Genomic DNA, 20,895 nt, shown 5'->3' on the forward strand with positions numbered 1-20,895 from the left:
GGGTACCTTCCCGGTACCCGCCCTGTTCCAAGTCGCGGCCGTGGGGCGGCATACGAGAGGAAGCCGTGCCCACTGCCTTCGAACTCACCGCTCGCGCACTGCACCGTGTCGCGACGATCCTCGCTGAGGAAGCGAATCTTCAAGAGGGCCTCCGCTTCCGTGAAGTGCGCGCACGGGTACATCAGTTGGACCCGTCGCTGAATGACGAGTGGGACGCGCTCGGGTCCGGTGCGAAGAGCGGGATCGACACCAACCTCAACTATCTCGCCACCCGGATGACGAAGGCGGGCTGGCTGACCCGGTCGAACCGAAAGTGGAGGCTGACGGGCCTTGGCGTCCAAGCGCTCGACAGCTTTCCCGACCCGGTGACGTTCCTGTCCGAGGCGACCATCCGCTACACCCACTGGAAGACCCAGCGGAACCCCTTCGACGCGGCGGCCAAACTCCTCGCGGAGATGCCTGACGACCGCTGGATCGGGATGCAGTCTCTCGCGGACGAGTACTCCGTCGACGCTGAGGCACTTGCCGCATCACTTCAGGGCTCCCGCTCCGAGGGCTGGCACCTGGCGCTGTCCGAGGACGGAACGGCCGGTTTCGGTATGCCGTTGCTGCCGACCGAGACGGAGACGTGGAAGGGCCTGCTCCTCCGGGACGGCCTGCTCGACGAGACCAGGAGCACCCGGGAGACCGTACGCGCCAAGTCGGAGCTGCGCCTTCCGGACGACGAGCTCACCACATTGGTGCTGGGCGAGGAGTCGGGGCAGGACATCATCCCGCCGAGACCGCGCCGGGTCTGGGTCATTCGGGGCACCGGCCCGGACGGCGCCAGCCTGATCCGTACCCTCTGGCGGGAAAAGGGAATGGTCACCCTCTCCGCCGACCGCCTCGGCCCCCTTCCCCAAGGTGCCGGCCCGCAGCGGATCCGAAAGGCGGTCGACGAGGCGTACTCCGGGACGACCTCGGCCAAGCGCGAGCGGCAGGCCGAGGAACTCTCCATCTTCCTCTCCCGGATACAGGAGGGAGACATCGTGGTGTGCACCGACGGCCCGCGCGCCTACGTAGGGGTGGTGCGGGGCGCCGTCGACTACCTCACCAAAGAGAGCGGCGGGCCGCTCTACGCGCGGACCGTCGACTGGCGCAATCTGGGCGAGCCGCTCGACTTTGTCCGTGATCTGCCCGACGCGTTGACGGGCCGCGTCAACGACGCGAACGCCCGTATCGTCGACATCAGCGAATTTGCCTCCCAGCTGGAACCGTGGGCCGGACCGGAACCCGAAAAGGCCGCCGCGCCGCCCTTGATCGAGGCCGAACTCCCGGATGTTACTGCTGAATTGGCCGCCGAGCTCACGCTCCCCGACACCGCCTGGTTGCAGGAGTGCGTCGAACTCCTACGGGACAAGCGGCAGTTGATTTTCCATGGGCCGCCCGGAACGGGAAAGACGCTGACGGCACGGGCGCTGGCCCGTCACCTGACCGGGGGCAACCTCGGTACCGTACGCCTCGTGCAGTTCCATCCGGCTTACACCTACGAGGACTTCTTCGAAGGCTTCCGCCCCCGCCGACCGGAGAAGAGCGCATCGGGCGCAGGGGTGAGAGGGCAGGAGGCCGATTCCCCCACAGGGCTTGCGTTCGACCTGATCCGGGGCCCGTTGCGACTGCTCGCCGACTCGGCGGAAGAGCGGCCCGCCGAAGTCTTCGTCCTGGTCATCGACGAGATCAACCGGGGCAATCTCGCCAAGGTCTTCGGTGAGCTCTACTTCCTCCTCGAATACCGCAAGGACTACGTCCACCTTTTGTACGGATCAGACGAGGGCCGGGGGTTCAGGCTGCCGCCCAACCTGTACATCATCGGCACCATGAACACGGTGGACCGCACCGTCGCCCTCATGGACGCCGCCATGCGTCGCCGTTTCTCCTTCCAGGAACTGCACCCCGAATCCGCCCCGCTCAAGGGGCTGTTGAGTAACTGGCTGACAGAAAAGGGGTATTCACAGGATGCGGCGCTGCTCCTCGACGAGCTCAACCGCCGTATCGCGGACGGCCCGTCGGCCGACCGGGACTTCCGGGTCGGACATTCGTACCTCATGCAGCCGCTCGCCCACCGCGGACCCGAGTCCCTGGACCGCCTGTGGCGTACCCAGATCATCCCGTTGCTCACCGAATACCACTGGGGGGACGACACCAACATTCAGCAGACGTACGGCCTGGACGGGATCAGGGAACACCTTGGACTGCCCGCGGGCCTTCCCGACACGGGTGCCACCGACGCATGAGCGAGCGAACGGGCAAGGAACCGGACATCCGGCTGCGTCAGTCGGAGCCGTGGACCGAGTGGCAGCTCAACCGTGACCAGGCACGGGAACTGGGCGAGTCGGAACTCGTCGAGATGCGGCCCACCCGCAGCGACGACCTCTGGAAGTTAAGGGCCAGGGACAAGGTGGGAGTGGTACGGCTCGGGCGAGGTGCCGGGCGGGTCAGGCTGTCCATCGCCCCCAAGGTGACCGTCGACCGGCTGATGTACCTCCTCGGGTACGCCCCCCAGCGCCTTGCCTGGCAGAAGGAGCCGGTGGAGGTGGCCGTACGCCCCGACCTACTGCCGGCCGTCGCCCACGGCTTCACCCGGGCTGCCCGAAGTGCGCTGCGCGCCGGCGTGCTCCTTGGCTACCGGGAGGTCGACGACACCCTCCCGCTCCTGCGCGGCAGACTACGCGCCGCCGCACAGCTCAGTCGCCGCCCGGGTCTCGCGCTGCCCCTGGAAGTGACGTACGACGACCACACCACCGACATCCCGGAGAACCGGCTGCTGCTGGGTGCGGTCCGTCGGCTGCTGCGCGTCCCCGGCGTGGATCCGGTCCGCCGGGCAGAGCTCCAAGGGATCGCCGTACAACTGGACGGAGTCACGCCACCCGTGCCGGGCACGCCTTTGCCCACCTGGCAGCGGACCCGGCTCAACCTGCGTTATCAGCCGGTGCTGACGCTGGCCGCGCTCATCATGGGCGGTTCATCGTACGAGCTGGAGAACGGGCGGACTGTCACGGTGGACGGCCTGATCTTCCAGATGTGGCGGGTGTACGAGGACTTCATGGCACGGGCGGTGGGCGAGGCACTGGTCCGCACGGTGGGCGGACGGGCGAAGGCCGCCGATACGGCGCATCACCTCGACGCGGGCAAGCGGCACAAGCTAGAGCTCGACCTGGTCCACTACCTGCCCGGCCCAGATGGCGTGGACAAGGCGGTCACCGTGGTGGACGCCAAATACAAGAAGGACTTTGTCCGGGACGACCTGTATCAGGTGCTGGTGTACTGCGTGCGGCTCGGGCTCTCGGACGGTCACCTGGTGTACGCCCCGGGGCGGCCGAATGCGTCCGGCCGGCCGAGCACCGTTCGCGTCCCGGTACCGGGCGGCGAGATCAGACTGCATCGGCACTGCCTGGACCTGACCCTGCCGTACGCCGAGCTGGAAGCCAGGGTCGAGCAGCTCGCGCAGCTGATCGCCAGGACGGATGGAGCGGCATCGGGGCGTACAGCCGCTCTGTAGGAACCCGACAGCGACCGGAGGAGCGCGCTGTCAGGGCCCGATTCTCCGTACGAGCCCGGGTACCGATAGTTTCGATCAGTACCAGACCGCTATTCGAAAGGGTGATCCGTTGAGCCGCTCGGTTCTCGTCACCGGAGGAAACCGGGGCATCGGCCTCGCCATCGCCCGCGCCTTCGTCGACGCAGGCGACAAGGTCGCCATCACCTACCGCTCGGGCGACCCCGCGGAGCTCGAAAAGGCGGGCCTGCTGCCCGTCAAGTGCGACATCACCGACACCGAGCAGGTGGAGCAGGCGTACAAGGAGATCGAGGAGAAGCACGGTCCCGTGGAGGTGCTGGTGGCCAACGCCGGCGTCACCCGCGACCAGCTCCTGATGCGCATGTCCGAGGAGGACTTCACGGCCGTCCTCGACACCAACCTCACCGGCACCTTCCGGGTCGTGAAGCGTGCCAACCGCGGCATGCTGCGGGCCAAGAAGGGCCGCGTCGTGCTCATCTCCTCGGTGGTGGGTCTCCAGGGCTCGGCCGGGCAGGCGAACTACGCCGCTTCGAAGGCCGGTCTGGTCGGGTTCGCCCGCTCGCTCGCCCGCGAGCTGGGGTCGCGCAACATCACGTTCAACGTCGTCGCGCCCGGTTTTGTCGACACCGACATGACCCGGGTGCTCAGCGAGGAGCAGCGCAAGGGCATCGTCGCCCAGGTGCCGCTCGGCCGTTACGCGCAGCCGGAGGAGATCGCCACGGCGGTGACGTTCCTCGCCTCCGACGACGCGTCGTACATCACTGGAGCCGTCATCCCGGTTGACGGCGGATTGGGCATGGGTCACTGATCGCCATGAGTGGAATCCTCGAAGGCAAGAACATCCTCATCACGGGTGTCCTGATGGAGTCCTCCATCGCCTTTCACGCGGCCAAGGTGGCGCAGGAGCAGGGTGCGAACGTCATCCTGACGGCCTTCCCCCGCCCGACGCTGACCGAGCGCATCGCCAAGAAGCTCCCGAAGCCGGCGAAGGTCATCGAGCTCGACGTGACGAACCAGGAGCACCTGGACCGTCTGGAGGGTCTCGTACGGGAGGAGCTCGGCTCGCTCGACGGTGTCGTGCACTCCATCGGCTTCGCGCCGCAGGACGCGCTCGGCGGCAACTTCCTGAACACGCCGTTCGAGTCGGTGGCCACGGCCATGCACGTCTCGGCGTTCTCGCTGAAGTCCCTCGCCATGGCGTGCCGGCCGCTGATGAGCGAGGGCGGCTCGATCGTCGGCCTCACCTTCGACGCGCAGTTCGCGTGGCCGCAGTACGACTGGATGGGCCCGGCGAAGGCGGCGCTGGAGGCCACCTCCCGCTACCTCGCCCGTGACCTGGGCGCCGAGGGCCTGCGCTGCAACCTGATCTCGGCGGGCCCGATCGGGTCCATGGCCGCGAAGTCCATCCCGGGCTTCTCGGACCTGGCCGCGGTGTGGGACACGCGCTCCCCGATGAAGTGGGACATGGCGGACCCGGAGCCCGCGGGCAAGGGCATCGTGGCGCTGCTGTCGGACTTCTTCCCGAAGACGACCGGCGAGATCATCCACGTCGACGGCGGCGTGCACATGATCGGCGCCTGACCCTCCGGGGTCGAGTTGGGGGGCGGGCCGCTACCGGCCCGCCCCTTGCCGCGTTCAGGGCGTACCGTCCGCCGCGTTCAGGGCGTAACGTGCAGCCGCCGCGCGTCCCCCGCGAGGTCGTCGAGCGCGCTCACCACCGTGTCGAAGCGCATCGTCGTACGGGTGTCCTTCTCGTACGGGTCCCACTGCGGCAGCGCCGGATGGTTCGGGTCGCCGGTGCGGGCGAAGGCGGTCCAGGCCCGGTGCATGGTGCGGGCCAGCCCGTCGCGCACCACGGGGTCCAGCCCGGCCAGGAAGGGCGCGTGCGCCCACCGGTCGAAGTTGGCGAAGACGAACGGCAGTTCCAGGCAGTGCGCGGCCCCGAGGCGGCCCTGGTGCGCGGGCGTGGGCAGGTCGAACTGGTAGGCCCGCACCGGCCGCCCCGCCGCGGCCCGCGCCTCGGCCAGCCGCAGCGCCGGGACCCGGAAGAGCTCGTCCGTGATCAGGTCCGTCAGGACGTCCACGGGCCGTGCGCCGGGACGGGCCCGCTCGTACGCCGCGTACGCCCCGGGGGCGGCCCCGGCCCCGAAGGTCTCGGCGAGCCGGTCCGTCACCCGGTCCCGGTCGGCCGCCGCGTACCCCGCGTCGAGGCCGAAGCCGAAGCGGGCCTCCTCGCGGGTCCACCCGATCATCACCTCGACGTCCCGGGCCGGGCCGTGCAGCAGGGCCTCCACCGGGTGCCGGTCCAGGGTGACCCCGTCGACCACCGGCAGGAACGGCGTCGGCCAGTACCCCCAGCGCGCCGTCCGGGCGAACAGTGCACCGGTCGCGCCGACCAGCGCGGGCCAGGGCAGCCCGCGCCCCTCCTCGACCGTCTTGACCCCGGCCAGCTCCAGGAAGGCGGCGGTGCGCTCCAACGCCTCGTCCGGGCCCGGGAGTTCGAGCCCGAACGGCGGGCTCTGGAGGAGCACCCGCCGGATCAGCCCCGCAGCCTCGGGGTGCCCGGCGAGCGCGGCCGTGGACAGGGCGCCGCCCGACTGACCGGCGACGGTGATGTTCTGCGGGTCCCCGCCGAAGGCGGCGATGTGCGCGACGACCCAGCGCAGCGCGGCGAGCTGGTCGCCGAGCCAGGGATTGCCCGCTTCCGGCCCCGTGTACAGGTAACCCAGCGCCCCGATCCGGTAGTTGACGCTCACCACCACCAGGCCGCCGTCCCGGGCGAAGGTCTCGCCGGAGTACACCGGCAGCGACCCGGACCCCGAGACGAAGCCGCCCCCGTGGATCCACACCAGCACCGGGCGGGGTCCCGCGTCCTCGACCGGCGCCCACACGTTCACCGTCAGACAGTCCTCGCCGAACGGCGGCGCCCCGTGCCCGCCGAGCACCGGGTCCCCGCCCTCCCCGTACATCTGCGGCGCACTCGGACCGTCGACGGTGGCGTCCCGGGTTCCCCTCCACCCCGGGTGCGGCCGTGCGGGCCGCCAGCGCAGCTCCCCGACCGGCGGCGCGGCGTAGGGCACCGCCCGGAACGCGGCGACCCCGTCCTCCACCGCCCCGCGCAGCCGGCCGCCGGGCAGGTCGACCACGGGGTGCTCCGGGGCGAGAGTCATCGGTCCGCCTTTCCACGACGCACGACGCACGACGCATGATGCGCGTACGTACGACGCACGACGCGCGTACGCACGCCACCGCTTACGCGTGTCAATGGTTGAGGGGGCGAGGCTAGGCCGGAGCCCCGTCGTCCGTCAACGGTGCGGCGTACGCGGACCCGCCGCCCTCCGCCAGCCGGTGCAGCCGCAGCGCGAGCTGGAGTTCCAGGGCGCGGGCGGGCGTGTTCCAGTCCGGGCCGAGCAGCCGCCCGACCCGCTCCAGCCGCTGCACCACCGTGTTCACGTGCACGTGCAGCACGTCCTTGGCCCGCGCCAGGCTGCTGCCCTGCGCGAAGTACGCGTCCAGGGTGCGCAGCAGCTCGGTGCCGCGCTCCGCGTCGTAGTCCCGTACGGGTCCCAGCACGCGCGCGGTGTACGCGGTGACGTCCGCCCGGTCGCCCAGCAGCACGCCCAGGAAGCCGAGTTCGGTGAGGTCCGCGCCGTCGCCGGTACGGCCCAGGGCGTGCAGGGCGTCGAGGCAGCGGCAGGCCTCGGCGTGCGCGTGCGGGAACCCTGCCGGGCCGGTGGCGGGACCGGCCGCCCCCACGGTGACCGGACTGCCCAGCGTCTTCGACAGGTCGTGCGCGAGCGCGCGGGCCGGCTCCCCGGGAGCGGCGGGCGCGAGCAGCACGACCAGGCCCTCCCGGGTGCCGGCCAGACCGCCCAGCGCGCGGGCCCGCCGTGCCACGTCGGCGGCCAGCCGGGACCGTACCGGCGGATCGCAGTCCAGTACGGCGACCGCGTGCGGGACCGCGAGGTCCACGCCGAGCCGCTTGGCGCGCAGCGCGAGGCTGCCGGTGCCCCGGCGGCCGGGCGGGGGGTCGGCCAGCAGGTCGTCGAGGAGTTCGCCGCGCACCCGGTCCTCGGTCTCGGCGACCGAGCGGTGCAGGAGCAGCAGCAGGGCGGTGACCAGACCGGCCCGCTCGAACAGGCGCAGGTCGGCGCCGGAGAGGGCGGCCGGTCCGTGCGGACCGTCCCGGCCGGACAGCACGAGGGCGCCCAGCAGTTCCGCACCGGCCAGCACCGCGCAGGTCCACACCCCGTCGGCGTACACGGCGCGCCCGTGCGTGCGGGAGGCGGCGAGAGCGCTCTCGGGAGGGGTGGTGGGGCCTTCGCCGACCCGGGCGATTTCGGTGCCGTCGGTGTCGTGGACGGTCAGGCTGCCGTCGAGGAGGGCCGCGATGGCAGCCGCGACCTCGCCCACCTCGCCGCCGCGCAGCACCAGTTCGGTGAGCCGGTCGTGGGCGTCGGAGGCCCGGCGCAGGGACTCGCTGTGCGCGCGGGCGGTGGCGTTGGCCGCCTCCAGGCCGACCAGCGCGGCCCGGGTCTCCTCCATCCGCCGCGCCCCGTCGATGGCGACCGCCGCGTGGTCGGCGAGCGAGCCGAGCAGGGCGATGGCGTCCGGGGTGAACTCGCGGGGCGCCCGGTCGGCGGCGTACAGCACCCCGATCACCTGCTCGCCCAGCCGCAGCGGCACCCCGAGGATGCCGCACAGCCCCTCCTCGCCGACCCCGTGGTCGATGGCCGCCGTGTGCAGGAAACGCTGGTCGGTGCGGTAGTCGCGGCTGGCGTACGGCCGGGCGCTCTGCGCCACCAGCCCGCCAAGCCCCTCGCCCATGCCGAGGCGCAACTGCTGGAACGCGGCGGAGACCGAGCCGTCGGTGACCCGCATGTACGTGTCCTCGGCGGCCGGGTCGTTCAGCGTCAGGTACGCCACGTCCGCGCCCAGCAGGGTGCGGGCCCGCCGGACGATGGCCCGCAGCACGGCGTCCAGGCCGCGCAGCGCAGCCAGGTCACCGGCCGTGTCGAACAGTGCGGCCAGCTCCGCCTCCCGCCGCCGGTGCTGGTCGAGGGTGCGGCGCACCGCCAGCGCCGCCTCGGTGGCCTCGGCCAGCCGGGCGGTGTCCGCAGCACCGGGCCCGGCCGCCCGCGCCCGTGCGGCCGGGCCCGCGAGTTCCTCGGCACTGGCTCCTGTGGCGAGCAGGTCGAGCAGTTCGTGCAGGGCGTCGGCGGTGTGGGGCATGTGGCGGAGGGTCCGTCCGTACGAGAGGACAACGGGAGGTGCCCCAGCCTGCCGCGCCGGGCTCGGCGGCGACAGACCGGGGGCTCCGGTCAGCGGGGCCGGGCCCGGCCGCGACAGACCGGGGGGCCGGTCAGCTGTGGTCGGCCGTCGCCCGCACCGGCGCCGCACTCTCGCCCACCGCGTTCCGCGTCAGGTCACGCCCCCGCGTCTCCCTGGCGAAGTACACCGTCACCGCAGTGACCAGCGCGGCCCCGCCCAGGTACAGGCTCAGCGGCAGGGTCGTGTCGAAGTCCTTGAGCAGCTCCACGGCGATGATCGGCGCCAGCGCCCCCGCCACGATCGACGCGAGCTGCGAGCCCATCGACGCCCCCGAGTACCGCACCCTGGTGTCGAACATCTCCGAGATGAACGCCGCCTGCGGCCCGTACATCGCCCCGTGCAGCAGCAACCCTGCCGTCACGGACAGCGTGATCACCGCGAACGACTTCCCGTCCAGAGCCGCGAAGAACACGAACGCCCACACCGCCATCCCGACCGCGCCGATCAGCGTCACCGGCCGCCGCCCGATCCGGTCCGAGAGCGCACCCCACAGCGGGATCGTCACGAAGTGCACCGCCGAGCCGATCAGGACGGCGTTCAGCGCGGTGCTCTTGGGCAGGCCCAGGTGCACGGTGACGTACACGAGGAGGAAGGAGGTCAGGAGGTAGTACGAGATGTTCTCGCCGAACCGGGTGCCGATCGCGGTGAGGACCTCGCGCCAACTGCGCCGGAACACCTCGACCACCGGGGCCTGCTCCTTCGCCTCGCGCCCGGCGGCCGCCTCCGCCTGCGCGGCCAGGAAGACCGGCGACTCGGACACCGAGACCCGTATCCACAGCCCGATCACCACCAGCACGCCCGACAGCAGGAACGGAATCCGCCACCCCCACGACAGGAACGCCTCCTCCGACTGCACCGCCGCGAGCAGCGCCAGCACCCCCGTGGCCAGCAGATTCCCGCCGGGTGCGCCCGCCTGCGGCCAACTCGCCCAGAAACCACGGTGCTTCGCGCCCCCGTGCTCGGAGACGATCAGCACCGCCCCGCCCCACTCGCCGCCCAGCGCGAAGCCCTGCACCAGCCGCAGCACGGTCAGCAGGATCGGGGCGCCGACGCCGATGGAGCCGTAGGTCGGCAGCAGGCCCATCGCGAAGGTCGCGCCGCCCATCATCAGCAGGCTCACGACGAGGAGCTTCTTGCGGCCGATCCGGTCGCCGAAGTGCCCGAAGACGACCCCGCCCAGTGGCCGGGCGACGAAGCCGATCGCGTACGTCACGAAGGCGATCAGCGTGCCGACCAGGGGGTCGGAGGTCGGGAAGAACAGGGTGTTGAAGACGAGGGCGGCGGCCGACCCGTACAGGAAGAAGTCGTACCACTCGACGGTCGTGCCGATGAGGCTCGCGCCGACGATGCGGGCGATGCCGGTGCGCCGGGGCGTGGGCGGGGAGGCAGTGGTCATGAGAGGTCACCGGTTTCAGAAGAAGAAGAGGGGCGGGGTCAGTTGGCGGTCCAGCCGCCGTCCAGGGGCAGGGAGACACCGGTGACGGACGCGGCGTGCGGACCGCACAGCCACAGCACGGCCGCCGCCACCTCCTCGGGCTCCAGGAGCCGCTTCACGGGGGAGCGGGCCAGCAGGACGTCGCCGACGACGTCGTCGGGGCTGATGCCGTGCGCCTCGGCCTGGTCGCGGATCTGGCCCTCGACCAGCTCGGTGCGTACGTAGCCGGGGCTGACGCAGTTGCTGGTCACCCCGTGCGGGGCGCCCTCCAGGGCGGCGACCTTGCTCAGCCCCTCCAGGGCGTGCTTGGCGGCGACGTAGGCGCCCTTGAACGGACTGGCGCGCAGGCCGTGGACGCTGGAGATGTTGACGATCCGGCCCCAGCGCCCGGCGTACATGTGGGGGAGCGTCTGCCGCAGCAGCAGGAAGGGTGCCGTCACCATGACCTGCTGGATCAACGCGAAGCGTTCCGGCGGCAGTTCGGTGAGCGGGGCGACGTGCTGGAGCCCGGCGTTGTTGACCAGGACGTCGACGGCGCGGGGGAGTGCGGCGACGGCGTCGGGGTCGGCCAGGTCCACCACGTGGGCGTGACCGCCGGTCTCCTCGGCCACGGCCTTGACCGCGTCGCCGTCGCGGTCGACGACGTGCACGGTGGCGCCCGCTTCGGCGAGGGCGCGGGCGCAGGCGCGGCCGATGCCACGGGCGGCGCCGGTGACGAGGGCGGTGCGGGGGAGGTGCGTCATGGGCCGAAACGGTAGGGAGGGTTGCCGCCCGGCACCCATGGGGCGGGGCACCACAATTGCCGTGAGGCACATGGGGGTTCAGCCCATGTGCCTCATGCGGGTTCCCCGGGGTCTCACCCCAGCAGCGCCCGCGCCCGTTCGACCCGCTCCGGGTCCACCCGTATCCGTACGCCGTGGAAGTCCGCACCCCGGGTCGCGTCCACCGCCATCCGGGAGGTCGTCCCGTTCGCGGTGGACGACGGGTCGAGCGGGCTGCCCGGCAGGCCGTCCACCACGAACACGTCCCGGTGCGGCTGCATGTGCGTGGCCATCGCCCACAGCACCTGCGAGTCGTCCGTGACGTCGACGTCCGCGTCCACCGCGACGACCGTCTTCAGGTACGGGTCCCAGCCCAGCAGCCCCAGCATGATCTGCCGCGCCTGCCCCGGCCGGGAGGCACGCATCGCCACGTACGCGTGGAAGTGCGTCCCGGAGGTGGGGTAGTACAGCGCGGTGACCTCGGGAAACCGCTCCTTCAGCTTCTGCGCCATCTCCGACTCGCGGGGAATGCGGGCCAGGTTGAGGTGCTCGTCGGTGTTGCCCCCGACGACGTCAAGGAGCAGGGCGTCGGAACGCCGCAGCACCGTCTCCACGGTCAGGACGTCGTTCGTGGACCGGTCCGAGGAGTACCCGGAGAACTCCCCGAAGGGCCCCTCCTCCGCGTGCCGCGCCGGGTCGATGTACCCCTCCAGCACGATCTCCGCGCTCGCCGGGACCCGTATCCCGTACCGGGGCGTGCGTACGACCTCCAGCGGCGCCCCGAAGAGACCCCCGGCCACGTCCCGCTCGTCCACGTCCGCGCCCAGCCGCGCCGAGGCCGCCAGCATGAAGAGCGGGTGGCCGCCCAGGACGAGGGCGACCGGCAGCCGTTCGCCCCGCTCCTCCGCCAGGCGCAGGAGCTGCCACAGGTGGCCTCGGGAGTGCAGGCTCGTCGCCAGCTCGTTGCGGCTGTGCACCATCGAACGGTGGTAGCTGAGGTTTCCCGCCCGGCCGGGCGCGTCCGCCGGGGCCTCCGCCGCGATGATGCCGCTGGTGATGTACGGGCCCTTGTCCGAGGCGAAGTGCTGGATGAGGGGGAGTGCGGCCAGGTCCACGTCCTCGCCGGACTCCACCACCTCCAGGACCGGCCCGTCGGCCACCAGGCGCGGCGTGCACCTGCGTGCGGAGGCCGCCTGGTACGCCTCGTGCAGGCCCGCAGGGTCCGTGCCCAGCAGCCGGGCCACCCGCCGCCGCGAAGCGAAGACGTTCGTGACGACCGACGTGCTCAGCCCCGCCACGTCCCGGCAGACCAGCATCTCCGCGCGCCCCCGCGCCGCCAGCTCCATGGCCAGCGCCGCCACGTCCTCGCCGTCCAGCTTCTCCTCGACGGTGAGGACGTCCTCCGGGTGCTCCGCCGCGTACGCACGCAGGAAGTCCCGCAGGTCCTGGGAGGGTTCAGTGCGTGTCACAGCACACCCCGGCCGGCTTCTCCGCACCGAACATCTCGCCCCACTCGGGTGCCGTGACCGAAAGCCCCAGCAGCTCCAGTCCGGTACGGATCGCCACCCGCGCCCCGTCGTACACCGGCTTGCCCAACTCCCGCTCCACCAAAGCCGCCACGGGCGCCACCGGCAGCTCCGTCCCCGCGACCACGATGCACTGCGCGTCCAGCGAGTCCGCCTCCTTCAGCACCCTGCGCACACGCGACACCGGCAGCTCCGCCGCCTCCCGCGCGGTCGCCAGACCCAGTGCGGTCACCGAAGCGATCTTGAAACCGGCGGCGAGGTAGGTGTCCGCCAGCCGCCCCGCCGTCTGCTCGTTGCCCGCCGACACCAGTGCCAGCGACACGATGTCCCGCCGCGACAGCAGGTCGATCTGCCCGAGCGTGACCGTCGAGGCCCGTACCCCCGTGACCTCCTCCACCCAGCGCGCCATCGCCCGCCCGTGCGCAGCCCCGTGCAGGTCCGCCGAGCTGCCGCTCCACACCACCGCACTCACCCCGGCGTCCGCCAACTGCGAGGCGGCACGTGTGAGTTCACCGGACTGGGACGGGGCGATCGCCGGGCCGCTCATCACTTCCGGGAGCGAGGCGCGGGCGATCGGGTGGGCCACCTCGATGGAGACCGGCTTGCAGATCTGGGCCACCCAGCGCTCGACGCCGACGCTGGTGGAGGGAACGAGATGACCGATGCGCTGCTGCATGGCGACACCACTTTTCTCACGCGAAGAAGATGGAGCTACATATCGACAAAGAGGGCGACGAAGAACGCTGTACGCGAAAGGGGCGGCCCCGAGCCTCCCGAGCATCGGAGCCGCCCCGGTCCCGGGAGCTACGGACGCATCTCCGCCGCCGACTTGGCCGACGGGTTCTCCAGCGTCGCGAACGAGCTCTTCAGGCGCAGCTGCGCCTCTTCCTGGTCACGCGGCGGCGGCGTCGGGTCGATGCCCAGCAGCTTCGCCACGTTGTTCCCGAGGTACCCCTCCAGGTGCTCCTCGGAGAGGTTCATGCCCTGCGGCGGCGGGCCCATCAGGACCTCCAGCTCACGGGCCCACATGCCGGGCTCGTTGGGCGGCGAGTCGGTGCCGAAGACCAGCTGGTGCTTCTCCATCTGCTGCGCGAACTCCACGATGCGCGACTGGAGGAGCCAGCCGGACTCGCCGTACACGTTCGGCGAGTCGAGGATCATGTAGAGCGCCTCGAAGCAGTACACGCCACCCGTCTGCACACCGAAGTGGCCGAGGATGAAGTTGACGTTCGGGAACTCGCGGATGATTGGGTAGAACTGCGTCGGAATCGAGTACGGCCCGTCACCGGTGTGGATCAGGACGAGGACGCCGAGCTCGTCGCAGACCTTCAGCACCGGACGCAGCCAGTCCAGGGCCCGGTCCGGGCGGTAAGCGTGCATGTTGGCATGCAGCTTCACCATCTTGTAGCCGTATTCCTTGACGTGGTGCCGCAGCTCCGCCGCGCCGTTCTCCGGCCCGAAGCGCGGGTTGTACATGAAGTTGCCGATGAAGCGGTCCGGGTACGTCGTCACCAGGTGGGTGATGTACGCCATGTAGTCCCGGATGCCCTCGCGCCCACCGCGCATCCCGTCCTGCCACACCGAGTTGCCCGGCGGGGGCATGATGCAGCCCATGTCGATCCGGCGCGGCTTCCCGTTGATCATGTAGGGGCCGTCCATCATCTCCAGGGTGCGCTCGCCGGTGAACGGCGTGCCGTCGTGCCTCCATGCCTGGTCGACGATGTTGGTGGGGTGCATGTGGGTGTCGATGATCAAGGTGCTGTTCCTTCCCTGCGGGTTCTGGCCGTACGTGGAGCTGTGTGTGGACCGTGGTGAACCGTTTGGGGACCCAGGGCAGGGCCCGCCTCACCTCCCTTCGCTGTTCGTATGGGTTCTAGGACCGCACCGGGTCGGTGAAGTCGTCGGGCCGCACCGGCACCCTGCCCAGCTCAAGACCGGTCGCGTCGCGCAGGGCGTTCGCGATGGCCGGCGTGGAGGAGAGGGTCGGCGGCTCGCCCACCCCGTTCAGGCCGTACGGCGAGTCGGGGTGCGGCAGTTCGAGAAGGTCGATGGGCACGGACGGCATGTCCGCGATGGTGGGGATGAGGTAGTCGGTGAAGGAGGGGTTGCGCACCTTGCCGTCCTTCACGTGCAGCTCCTCCATCAGGGCCAGCCCCAGGCCCTGGGCGCTCCCGCCCTCGATCTGCCCCTCCACGGCAAGGGGGTTCATCGCCTTGCCGACGTCCTGGGCGGTGGCCAGCTCCACCACCTTCACCAGGCCGAGGTCGGTGTCGACCTCCACCACGGCCCGGTGCGCGGCGAACGCGAAGGCGATGTGCGCCTGCCCCTGCCCGCGCTCCGGGTCCACGGGGTAGGTCCGCCGGTGGGAGTATGCGTACTCTTTCTCCAACGACCCGTGTACGGCGAGGAGTTGGGCGAGACCCCCGTCCCCGCCCAGCTCGGTGATCCGTTCCTTGAGCGCCTTGCACGCCCCCTGCACCGCGCCGCCGCTCATCCAGCTGATGCGCGAGGCGGACGAGGAGCCCGCGTCGCCGACCTGGGTGTCCGCCGGGAGGACCGTCACCTGCTGGACGCCGAGTTCGGTCCGTACGATCTGGGCCTGGATGGTGACGATGCCCTGACCGCACTCCGCGGCCGAGGTGTGCACCTGCGCCACCGGCTCGCCGTCCGCCAGCGACAGCCGCACTCGGGCCACCGAGCGGTCGTCGACGCCGCCGGAGAACCCGATGGCCTTGACCCCGATCGCGTACCCGACACCGCGCTTGATGCCCTCGCCGCGCGTGGTGTTGTTGAGGCCGCCGGGGAGCCCGAAGGCGCCCTCGCCGGGCGGCGGCATCGGCCGGTCGCGCAGCCGCTCCAGCAGCTCCGCCGCCGGGGCCGGGCCGTCGACCTCCTGGCCTGTCGGCAGCATCGTGCCGGTCGTCATGGCGTTGCGCAGCCGCAGCTCCACCGGCTCGATGCCGAGCGCCCTGGCCAGCTTGTCCATGTTCGACTCGACGCCGTAACAGGACTGGACGGCGCCGAAGCCGCGCATCGCGCCGCAGGGCGGGTTGTTGGTGTAGACGGAGTAGCCGTCGATCTCGACGTGCGGGACGTCGTAGGCACCGGCCGCGAAGTACGAGCCGTTGGCGATGACCACCTGCGAGGTGGAGGTGTACGCGCCGCCGTCGAAGACCAGCCGCGCCTTCACGTACACGATCTTCCCGTCGCGGGTCGCCCCGTGCTCGAACCACATCTTCGCCGGGTGGCGGTGCACATGCCCGAAGAAGGACTCCTCGCGGTTGTAGCTCATCTTCACCGGGCGTCCGGTGTACAGGGCGAGGAGGGCGGAGTGGATCTGTACGGACACGTCCTCGCGGCCTCCGAAGGCACCGCCCACGCCGGACATCGTCAGCCGGACCTTGTCCGGGGGCAGCCCGAGCGCGGAGCACATCTGGTGCTGGTCGTCGTACAGCCACTGCGTCGAGACGTAGACGTCGACGCCGCCGTCCTCGGCGGGTATCGCGAGCCCCGACTCCGGACCCAGGAAGGCCTGGTCCTGCATGCCCACGTCGTACGTCCCCGAGACGACGACCTCGGCGAGGCGCTCGGCCTCGGCCATGTCACCGTGCCGGATGCGGACGTGCCGTACGACATTGCCCAACTCGTCCTTGCCGTCCACCCGTTGGGCGTGCACCCGGGGACCTTCGCCGCTGACCGCCTGCTCGGAGTCGGTCAGCGGGGTCCGTATCTCGTACTCGACCTCGATGAGCCGCAGCGCCCGGCGTGCGGTCTCCGGGTGCTCGGCGGCCACCAGGGCGATCGGCTCGCCCTGGTAGCGGACCTCGTCCTTGGCCAGTACGGGCTGGTCGGCGACCTTCATGCCGTACAGCGGATGCCCGGGGACGTCCTCGTGCGTGAGCACCGCGACGACGCCGGGGAGCTTCAGTGCCCGGCTCGCGTCGAAGCGCACGATGCGGGCGGAGGGGTGCGGGCTGCGCAGGGTCGCGCCCCACACCATGTTGTCCGCGTGCAGGTCCGAGGAGTACGCGAAGTCCCCCTTGACCTTCAGCCGGCCGTCGGGCCGCCGGACGCTTTCGCCCACCCCATTCCGGATTCCGGTAGCGGTGCTCACGATCGATCACTTCCCTTCCACGGCAATGGGGTTGGGTGGTGCGATGTGGTGCGTGTCGAGCAGGTGCTGTGCGCGGTACGGGAGTCACGCCACCGGGTGGATGCCCGGGCCCCGCACGTCGTCCTGGTCGGGGCCCGCGGCCACCGCCTGGGAGAGCCGGATGCGCAGGCGTCTGATGTGCTCCCGTGCGGCCAGTTCCGCCGCGTCCGGGTCGCCGGCCGTCATCGCCTCGAAGATCCGGCGGTGCTCGGCCACGGCGAGCCGGGGGGCCTCCGGGCTGCGCCACAGCGAGTGCAGCGCCAGGTGGGCCTTGCCCTGGATGGTGTCCAGGGCGGAGGTGAGGTGGGTGTTCCCGGCGACCTCGCGGATCAGGCTGTGGTACGCCATGTCCATCTCGATGTGCGCGGTCTCGTCGTAGTCCGACGTGACCACGCGCTCGTGCCGCTCCAGCAGGTCGCGCAGTTCGCCGACCTTGGTGGCGTCGAGCCGTTCGGTGGCCAGGCGCGCCGCCAGTCCCTCCATGACCTCGCGGACCACGTACAGCTGACGCACGTCCTCCAGGTCGACGGTGGAGACCACGGCGCCCCGGTGCGGGACGTGGGAGGCGAGCCCGTCGTGGATGAGCCGCTGCACGGCCTCCCGGACGGGGCTGCGGCTGATGCCCATCTGCGTGGCGAGGGCCGGCACGGACAGCGCGTCGCCCGGACGCAGGCGGTTCGCCAGCACGGCGGCCTTCAGCTCGTCGTACGCGCGGTCCGCCAGCAGACTCCCGGCCGCGACCGGATTCACAGTGTGCTGCACGGCCTGCTGTGCTTTGTCGGTCGCCATCCTCGCCTCCCCATCCCTACGTGGTGTCGGAGTTACACGGGGCCGGGGCCTTGTTGTACGGGGTCCTTCTCCGTGTGGACTTCATGTTGCATGTAATGTTCCGGCGGGTCAACGGGTTGTGCCTCCTTCTTGCGGCTGCCCGGCAGTCGCAAATGATGGAAGAACAGGTTCAAAAGGACAGCCGTGAGGGTGCCGAGAATGATGCCGCTCTCGAAAAGTGCATGCAGCTGTCGGGTCGGCATCTGCTCGGCGAACTGCGGGAACGCCGTCGGCAGGAAGCCGATGCCCAGGCTGGCGGCCACCAGGATGGTGTTCCGCTGGTCCGTGAGGTCCGCCTGGAGCAGGATCTGGATGCCGACGACGCCGATGGTCGCGAAGAGCACGATCGTGGCGCCGCCGAGCACGGAGGCGGGCATCGCGGCCACGACCGCCCCGATCTTCGGGACGAGCCCGAACAGGATCATGATCACGCCGGCCGAGGCGATGATCCACCGGCTCTTGACCCGGGTGAGCCGGATCAGCCCGATGTTCTGCGAATACACCGTGCTGGGGAAGGAGTTCAGGACCCCGGCGACCGCCGTGGCCAGGCCGTCCGCCCGCAGCGCCCGGGTGACGTCCTTGCCGTCGACCTTGCGCCCGACGATCTCGCCGACCGCGAAGAACTGCCCGATCGACTCCACCGCCACGATGATCATCACCATGAAGATGGCCAGGATCGCGAGAGTGTCGAACCGCACCCCGTAGTGCAGCGGCGCGGCCATCCCGACCCACGACGCGTCACCGATCTTCGAGAAGTCCGTCTTGCCCGCGATCGCCGCCACGACGGTGCCGATGACCAGCCCCGCCAGCACCGCGATCGTCGCCAGGAACCCCCGCGAGAACTTGTACAGCAGCAGGATGACCACGAACGTCACCGCCGCGAGCCCCAGCTGCGCGGGCGACCCGAAGGTCTTCGCGCTCGGGTCGCCGCCGCCCACCTGACGGGCCGCCACCGCGAGCAGGGTGATCCCCACGATCGTCACGATGGTGCCCGTGACCAGCGGCGGGAAGAACTTCACCAGCTTGCTGAAGACCGGCGCGATCACGAACAGGGCGAGCCCCGCCGCGATCACCGCCCCCAGCACGGTCGGCATCCCGGCCTTCGCGCCACCGGCCGCGAGCCCCACCGAGACCAGCGAGGGCACCGCCGTGGTGGACGTGCCCTGCACGATCGGCAGTTTGATGCCGACCCCCTTGAAGCCGACCGCCTGCATCAGCGTCGCGATGCCGCAGGTCAGCAGCGAGGCGTTGACCAGCAGGCCGATGTCCTCGTCCGGCAGCCCGATGCCCTGGGCGACCAGCAGCGGCATCACCACCGCTCCGGCGTAGAAGGCGAGGACGTGCTGGAAGCCGTAGACCGCGAGCCGCCAGAACGACGGCACCGCCTCCACGGGGTCCCGCACCTCCGGCGGTGCGGCCGCCTGGCCCTCCGGCGGGACTCCCCGGTCCTTCGGCAGGACTCCCTGGTCCTTCGGTGGGGCTCCCCGGTCCTGCTCTTCGTCCGAACAGCCCTGTTCTGTGGTGCGGGACATTGTGCGTTCTCCCTCCACCCGCCGCCCGTGACGGCAGGGGTCCTTGTATGCGCACGTACGGTGGCCGCGGACGGGCAGCCGTGGGTCCTGCGATCTCGGGAGGCTGTGGTGCTCGGGAGGTCTGTGCGGCCCGGGAGGAAGCCGGTGGGGGGAAATCTCTGGGGGTACGGGACGGCTCAGTGCCGCCAGGAACTGCGCAGGGCGTCGAACCCGGCCCGCGACACCAGCCGTTCGGCCCGCTCCTGCGCCTCGGCCAGCAGGGACGTCTCGTCCACGAGGGTGCAGCGGCCCTCCTCGTACACCACCCGGCCGTCCACGATCGTCATCTCGACGTCGCTGCCGCGCGCGGAGTACACGAGGGTGGCGACCGTGCGGTGCACGGGGCGCAGGTGCGGCCGGTCCAGGTCCACGACCACGACGTCCGCCGCCGCGCCCACGGACAGCGTGCCGGTGCCGGTGCCCGCGTACTTCCCGCCCTCGCGGGTGGCCAGTTCCAGCGCCTCCTCGCAGCGCGCGGACGCCGGGTCGAGGTGGTGCTGCCGCTGGCCGAAGAGGGTCTGCTTCATCACCTCGAACATGTCCTGCCGGTGCCCGGCGCTCGGCCCGTCGGTGCCCAGCGACACCACCGCGCCCGCGTCCCGCAGCTCGCGCAGGCGCATCACGCCGGAGGCGAGGTAGGCGTTGGAGGTGGGGTTGTGGGAGATCCCGGCCCGGCGCTCGCCGACGTGCTTGACCTCGGCGTCGTCCAGCCAGATCGCGTGCGCCAGGGTGGCCCGCTCGTCCAGCAGCCCCTCGCGGGCCAGCCACTCCACCGGCCGGACGCCGTACGCCTCCAGATAGCTCGCCGGGTCCTTGGACCCCTCCGAGCAGTGCGTGTGCCAGCGCGTCCCGAACTCGGCGGCCAGCTCCACCGCCCCCCGGACGAGGTCCTGGTCGACGTAACTGAGGTTGAGCGGCGCGGGCCAGATCTCCACCATCGAGCTGCGCGGCGGCCTGCGCCGCATGCAGTCCCGCGTGATGTCCAGCTCCTCCTGCGTGGAATACCGGTAGAGCGCATCCGGCAGCCCGCGTCGTACCGCCACCTCGGTCTTGTGGCCGAGCATCCCGCGGGCGATCGCACCGCGCAGTCCGGCCGCCTCGACGGCCCGCGCCACGGCGAGCACGGTGTCCGCGTCGGTCGGCGCGTAGTGGTTGTCGATCACGGTGGTGATGCCCGAGCGCAGGGCCTCGACGGCGCCCAGCGTGGCCGCCACCCGGGCGTCCTCGGGGTCGACGGCTATCGAGTACGGCCACATGAACTCGCACAGCCACGGCCAGATCGACAGCCCCTCGCCCATGCCCCTGGCCAGCGCCTGGAAGAGGTGCGAGTGCCCGTCGACGAAACCGGGGAGCACCGCCTTGCCCCGGCAGTCCACGGTCCGTACGGCCTCCCACTGGGCGTCGATCTCGGCGGCGGGACCGATCGCCACGACCCGGTTGCCCGCGATCGCCACCGAGCCCGGCTCGTACACGGACCGCCGTCCGTCGACGGTCACCACCCGCCCGCCCGACAGCAGGAGGTCGCACCGCAGGGGGCGGGAGACATCAGGGGTGTGCCTGGGCTGCATGGAGGTCCTCCCGGAAGGGTCACGGACATGCTCAATGTTGCATGTAACATATTCAGGCCAAACGGCCTGTCAACCCTCTTCGACGGAACGTGCTCGTCAGAGCCCTCTCAAGTCGAAAACCCCGCGAACTCCCCGCAGACTGATCGAACCGGGGCAAACCCGGCCC

The 20,895-nt window shown here is 71.1% G+C and carries 15 protein-coding genes; 4 read left to right on the plus strand and 11 right to left on the minus strand.

Annotation, left to right across the window (positions count from 1 at the left end):
- Positions 1-65: 65 nt before the first annotated feature.
- The 4 genes from ACIO3O_RS38805 (at position 66) to fabI (ending at position 5,137) form a co-directional block, all read left to right on the plus strand.
- A complete protein-coding gene (locus ACIO3O_RS38805; protein ID WP_401754365.1) occupies positions 66-2,273 on the plus strand; it encodes an McrB family protein in 2,208 nt (735 codons plus the stop codon).
- The gene (locus ACIO3O_RS38810; RefSeq protein WP_401754368.1) at positions 2,270-3,538 is read left to right on the plus strand and encodes an McrC family protein; all 1,269 of its coding nucleotides are present in this window, start codon (positions 2,270-2,272) and stop codon (positions 3,536-3,538) included. The genes ACIO3O_RS38805 and ACIO3O_RS38810 overlap by 4 nt, the downstream gene beginning before the upstream one ends.
- Before the next feature lie 109 nt (positions 3,539-3,647).
- Positions 3,648-4,364 (plus strand): 3-oxoacyl-[acyl-carrier-protein] reductase, encoded by a 717-nt coding sequence (gene fabG, locus ACIO3O_RS38815; RefSeq protein WP_401754371.1) that lies wholly within the window; start codon positions 3,648-3,650, stop codon positions 4,362-4,364.
- 5 nt (positions 4,365-4,369) lie between these two features.
- Positions 4,370-5,137 carry an enoyl-ACP reductase FabI gene (gene fabI / locus ACIO3O_RS38820; RefSeq protein WP_401754374.1) on the plus strand — a complete coding sequence of 256 codons (768 nt, stop codon included), beginning with the start codon at positions 4,370-4,372 and terminating at the stop codon, positions 5,135-5,137.
- A 77-nt stretch (positions 5,138-5,214) separates the two neighbouring features.
- Here the strand turns inward: fabI and ACIO3O_RS38825 are convergent, their stop codons facing one another.
- The 11 genes from ACIO3O_RS38825 to ACIO3O_RS38875 all read right to left on the minus strand — a co-directional run bounded on the left by ACIO3O_RS38825 (position 5,215) and on the right by ACIO3O_RS38875 (position 20,729).
- Positions 5,215-6,726: a carboxylesterase/lipase family protein gene (locus tag ACIO3O_RS38825; protein ID WP_401754377.1), complete on the minus strand. Its 1,512-nt coding sequence runs from the start codon at positions 6,724-6,726 to the stop codon at positions 5,215-5,217.
- A 112-nt stretch (positions 6,727-6,838) separates the two neighbouring features.
- Positions 6,839-8,788, minus strand: coding sequence for a helix-turn-helix domain-containing protein (locus tag ACIO3O_RS38830; protein WP_401754380.1), 1,950 nt, complete (start codon positions 8,786-8,788; stop codon positions 6,839-6,841).
- Between the two features lie 130 nt (positions 8,789-8,918).
- Positions 8,919-10,283, minus strand: coding sequence for an MFS transporter (locus ACIO3O_RS38835; RefSeq protein ID WP_401754383.1), 1,365 nt, complete (start codon positions 10,281-10,283; stop codon positions 8,919-8,921).
- A 38-nt stretch (positions 10,284-10,321) separates the two neighbouring features.
- The gene (locus ACIO3O_RS38840; RefSeq protein WP_401754386.1) at positions 10,322-11,065 is read right to left on the minus strand and encodes a 3-hydroxybutyrate dehydrogenase; all 744 of its coding nucleotides are present in this window, start codon (positions 11,063-11,065) and stop codon (positions 10,322-10,324) included.
- A 113-nt stretch (positions 11,066-11,178) separates the two neighbouring features.
- Positions 11,179-12,552 (minus strand): UbiD family decarboxylase, encoded by a 1,374-nt coding sequence (locus ACIO3O_RS38845; RefSeq protein WP_401754389.1) that lies wholly within the window; start codon positions 12,550-12,552, stop codon positions 11,179-11,181.
- A complete protein-coding gene (locus ACIO3O_RS38850; protein ID WP_401754392.1) occupies positions 12,539-13,285 on the minus strand; it encodes a hypothetical protein in 747 nt (248 codons plus the stop codon). Before ACIO3O_RS38850 ends, ACIO3O_RS38845 begins: the two co-directional genes overlap by 14 nt.
- A 128-nt stretch (positions 13,286-13,413) precedes the next feature.
- The gene (locus tag ACIO3O_RS38855; RefSeq protein WP_401754394.1) at positions 13,414-14,364 is read right to left on the minus strand and encodes an amidohydrolase family protein; all 951 of its coding nucleotides are present in this window, start codon (positions 14,362-14,364) and stop codon (positions 13,414-13,416) included.
- Between the two features lie 118 nt (positions 14,365-14,482).
- On the minus strand, positions 14,483-16,723 hold the full coding sequence (locus ACIO3O_RS38860; protein ID WP_401754397.1) for a molybdopterin cofactor-binding domain-containing protein: 2,241 nt from the start codon (positions 16,721-16,723) through the stop codon (positions 14,483-14,485).
- An 84-nt stretch (positions 16,724-16,807) separates the two neighbouring features.
- Complete coding sequence (locus ACIO3O_RS38865) at positions 16,808-17,551, minus strand: GntR family transcriptional regulator (RefSeq protein WP_401754400.1); 744 nt, start codon at positions 17,549-17,551, stop codon at positions 16,808-16,810.
- A 32-nt stretch (positions 17,552-17,583) separates the two neighbouring features.
- Positions 17,584-19,122 (minus strand): nucleobase:cation symporter-2 family protein, encoded by a 1,539-nt coding sequence (locus ACIO3O_RS38870; protein WP_401754403.1) that lies wholly within the window; start codon positions 19,120-19,122, stop codon positions 17,584-17,586.
- A 176-nt stretch (positions 19,123-19,298) separates the two neighbouring features.
- A complete protein-coding gene (locus tag ACIO3O_RS38875; RefSeq protein WP_401754406.1) occupies positions 19,299-20,729 on the minus strand; it encodes an amidohydrolase family protein in 1,431 nt (476 codons plus the stop codon).
- Positions 20,730-20,895: the final 166 nt, after the last annotated feature.

The sequence above is a fragment of the Streptomyces sp. NPDC087440 genome, assembly GCF_044744005.1.
GTDB lineage: Bacteria > Actinomycetota > Actinomycetes > Streptomycetales > Streptomycetaceae > Streptomyces.

Coding starts and splice junctions, on each gene's coding strand:
- ACIO3O_RS38870 (WP_401754403.1), bottom strand. CDS start 19,122: ATGTCCCGCACCACAGAACAGGGCTGTTCGGACGAAGAGCAGGACCGG.
- ACIO3O_RS38830 (WP_401754380.1), bottom strand. CDS start 8,788: ATGCCCCACACCGCCGACGCCCTGCACGAACTGCTCGACCTGCTCGCC.
- ACIO3O_RS38810 (WP_401754368.1), top strand. CDS start 2,270: ATGAGCGAGCGAACGGGCAAGGAACCGGACATCCGGCTGCGTCAGTCG.
- ACIO3O_RS38840 (WP_401754386.1), bottom strand. CDS start 11,065: ATGACGCACCTCCCCCGCACCGCCCTCGTCACCGGCGCCGCCCGTGGC.
- ACIO3O_RS38850 (WP_401754392.1), bottom strand. CDS start 13,285: ATGCAGCAGCGCATCGGTCATCTCGTTCCCTCCACCAGCGTCGGCGTC.
- ACIO3O_RS38865 (WP_401754400.1), bottom strand. CDS start 17,551: ATGGCGACCGACAAAGCACAGCAGGCCGTGCAGCACACTGTGAATCCG.
- ACIO3O_RS38825 (WP_401754377.1), bottom strand. CDS start 6,726: ATGACTCTCGCCCCGGAGCACCCCGTGGTCGACCTGCCCGGCGGCCGG.
- ACIO3O_RS38835 (WP_401754383.1), bottom strand. CDS start 10,283: ATGACCACTGCCTCCCCGCCCACGCCCCGGCGCACCGGCATCGCCCGC.
- ACIO3O_RS38875 (WP_401754406.1), bottom strand. CDS start 20,729: ATGCAGCCCAGGCACACCCCTGATGTCTCCCGCCCCCTGCGGTGCGAC.
- fabI (WP_401754374.1), top strand. CDS start 4,370: ATGAGTGGAATCCTCGAAGGCAAGAACATCCTCATCACGGGTGTCCTG.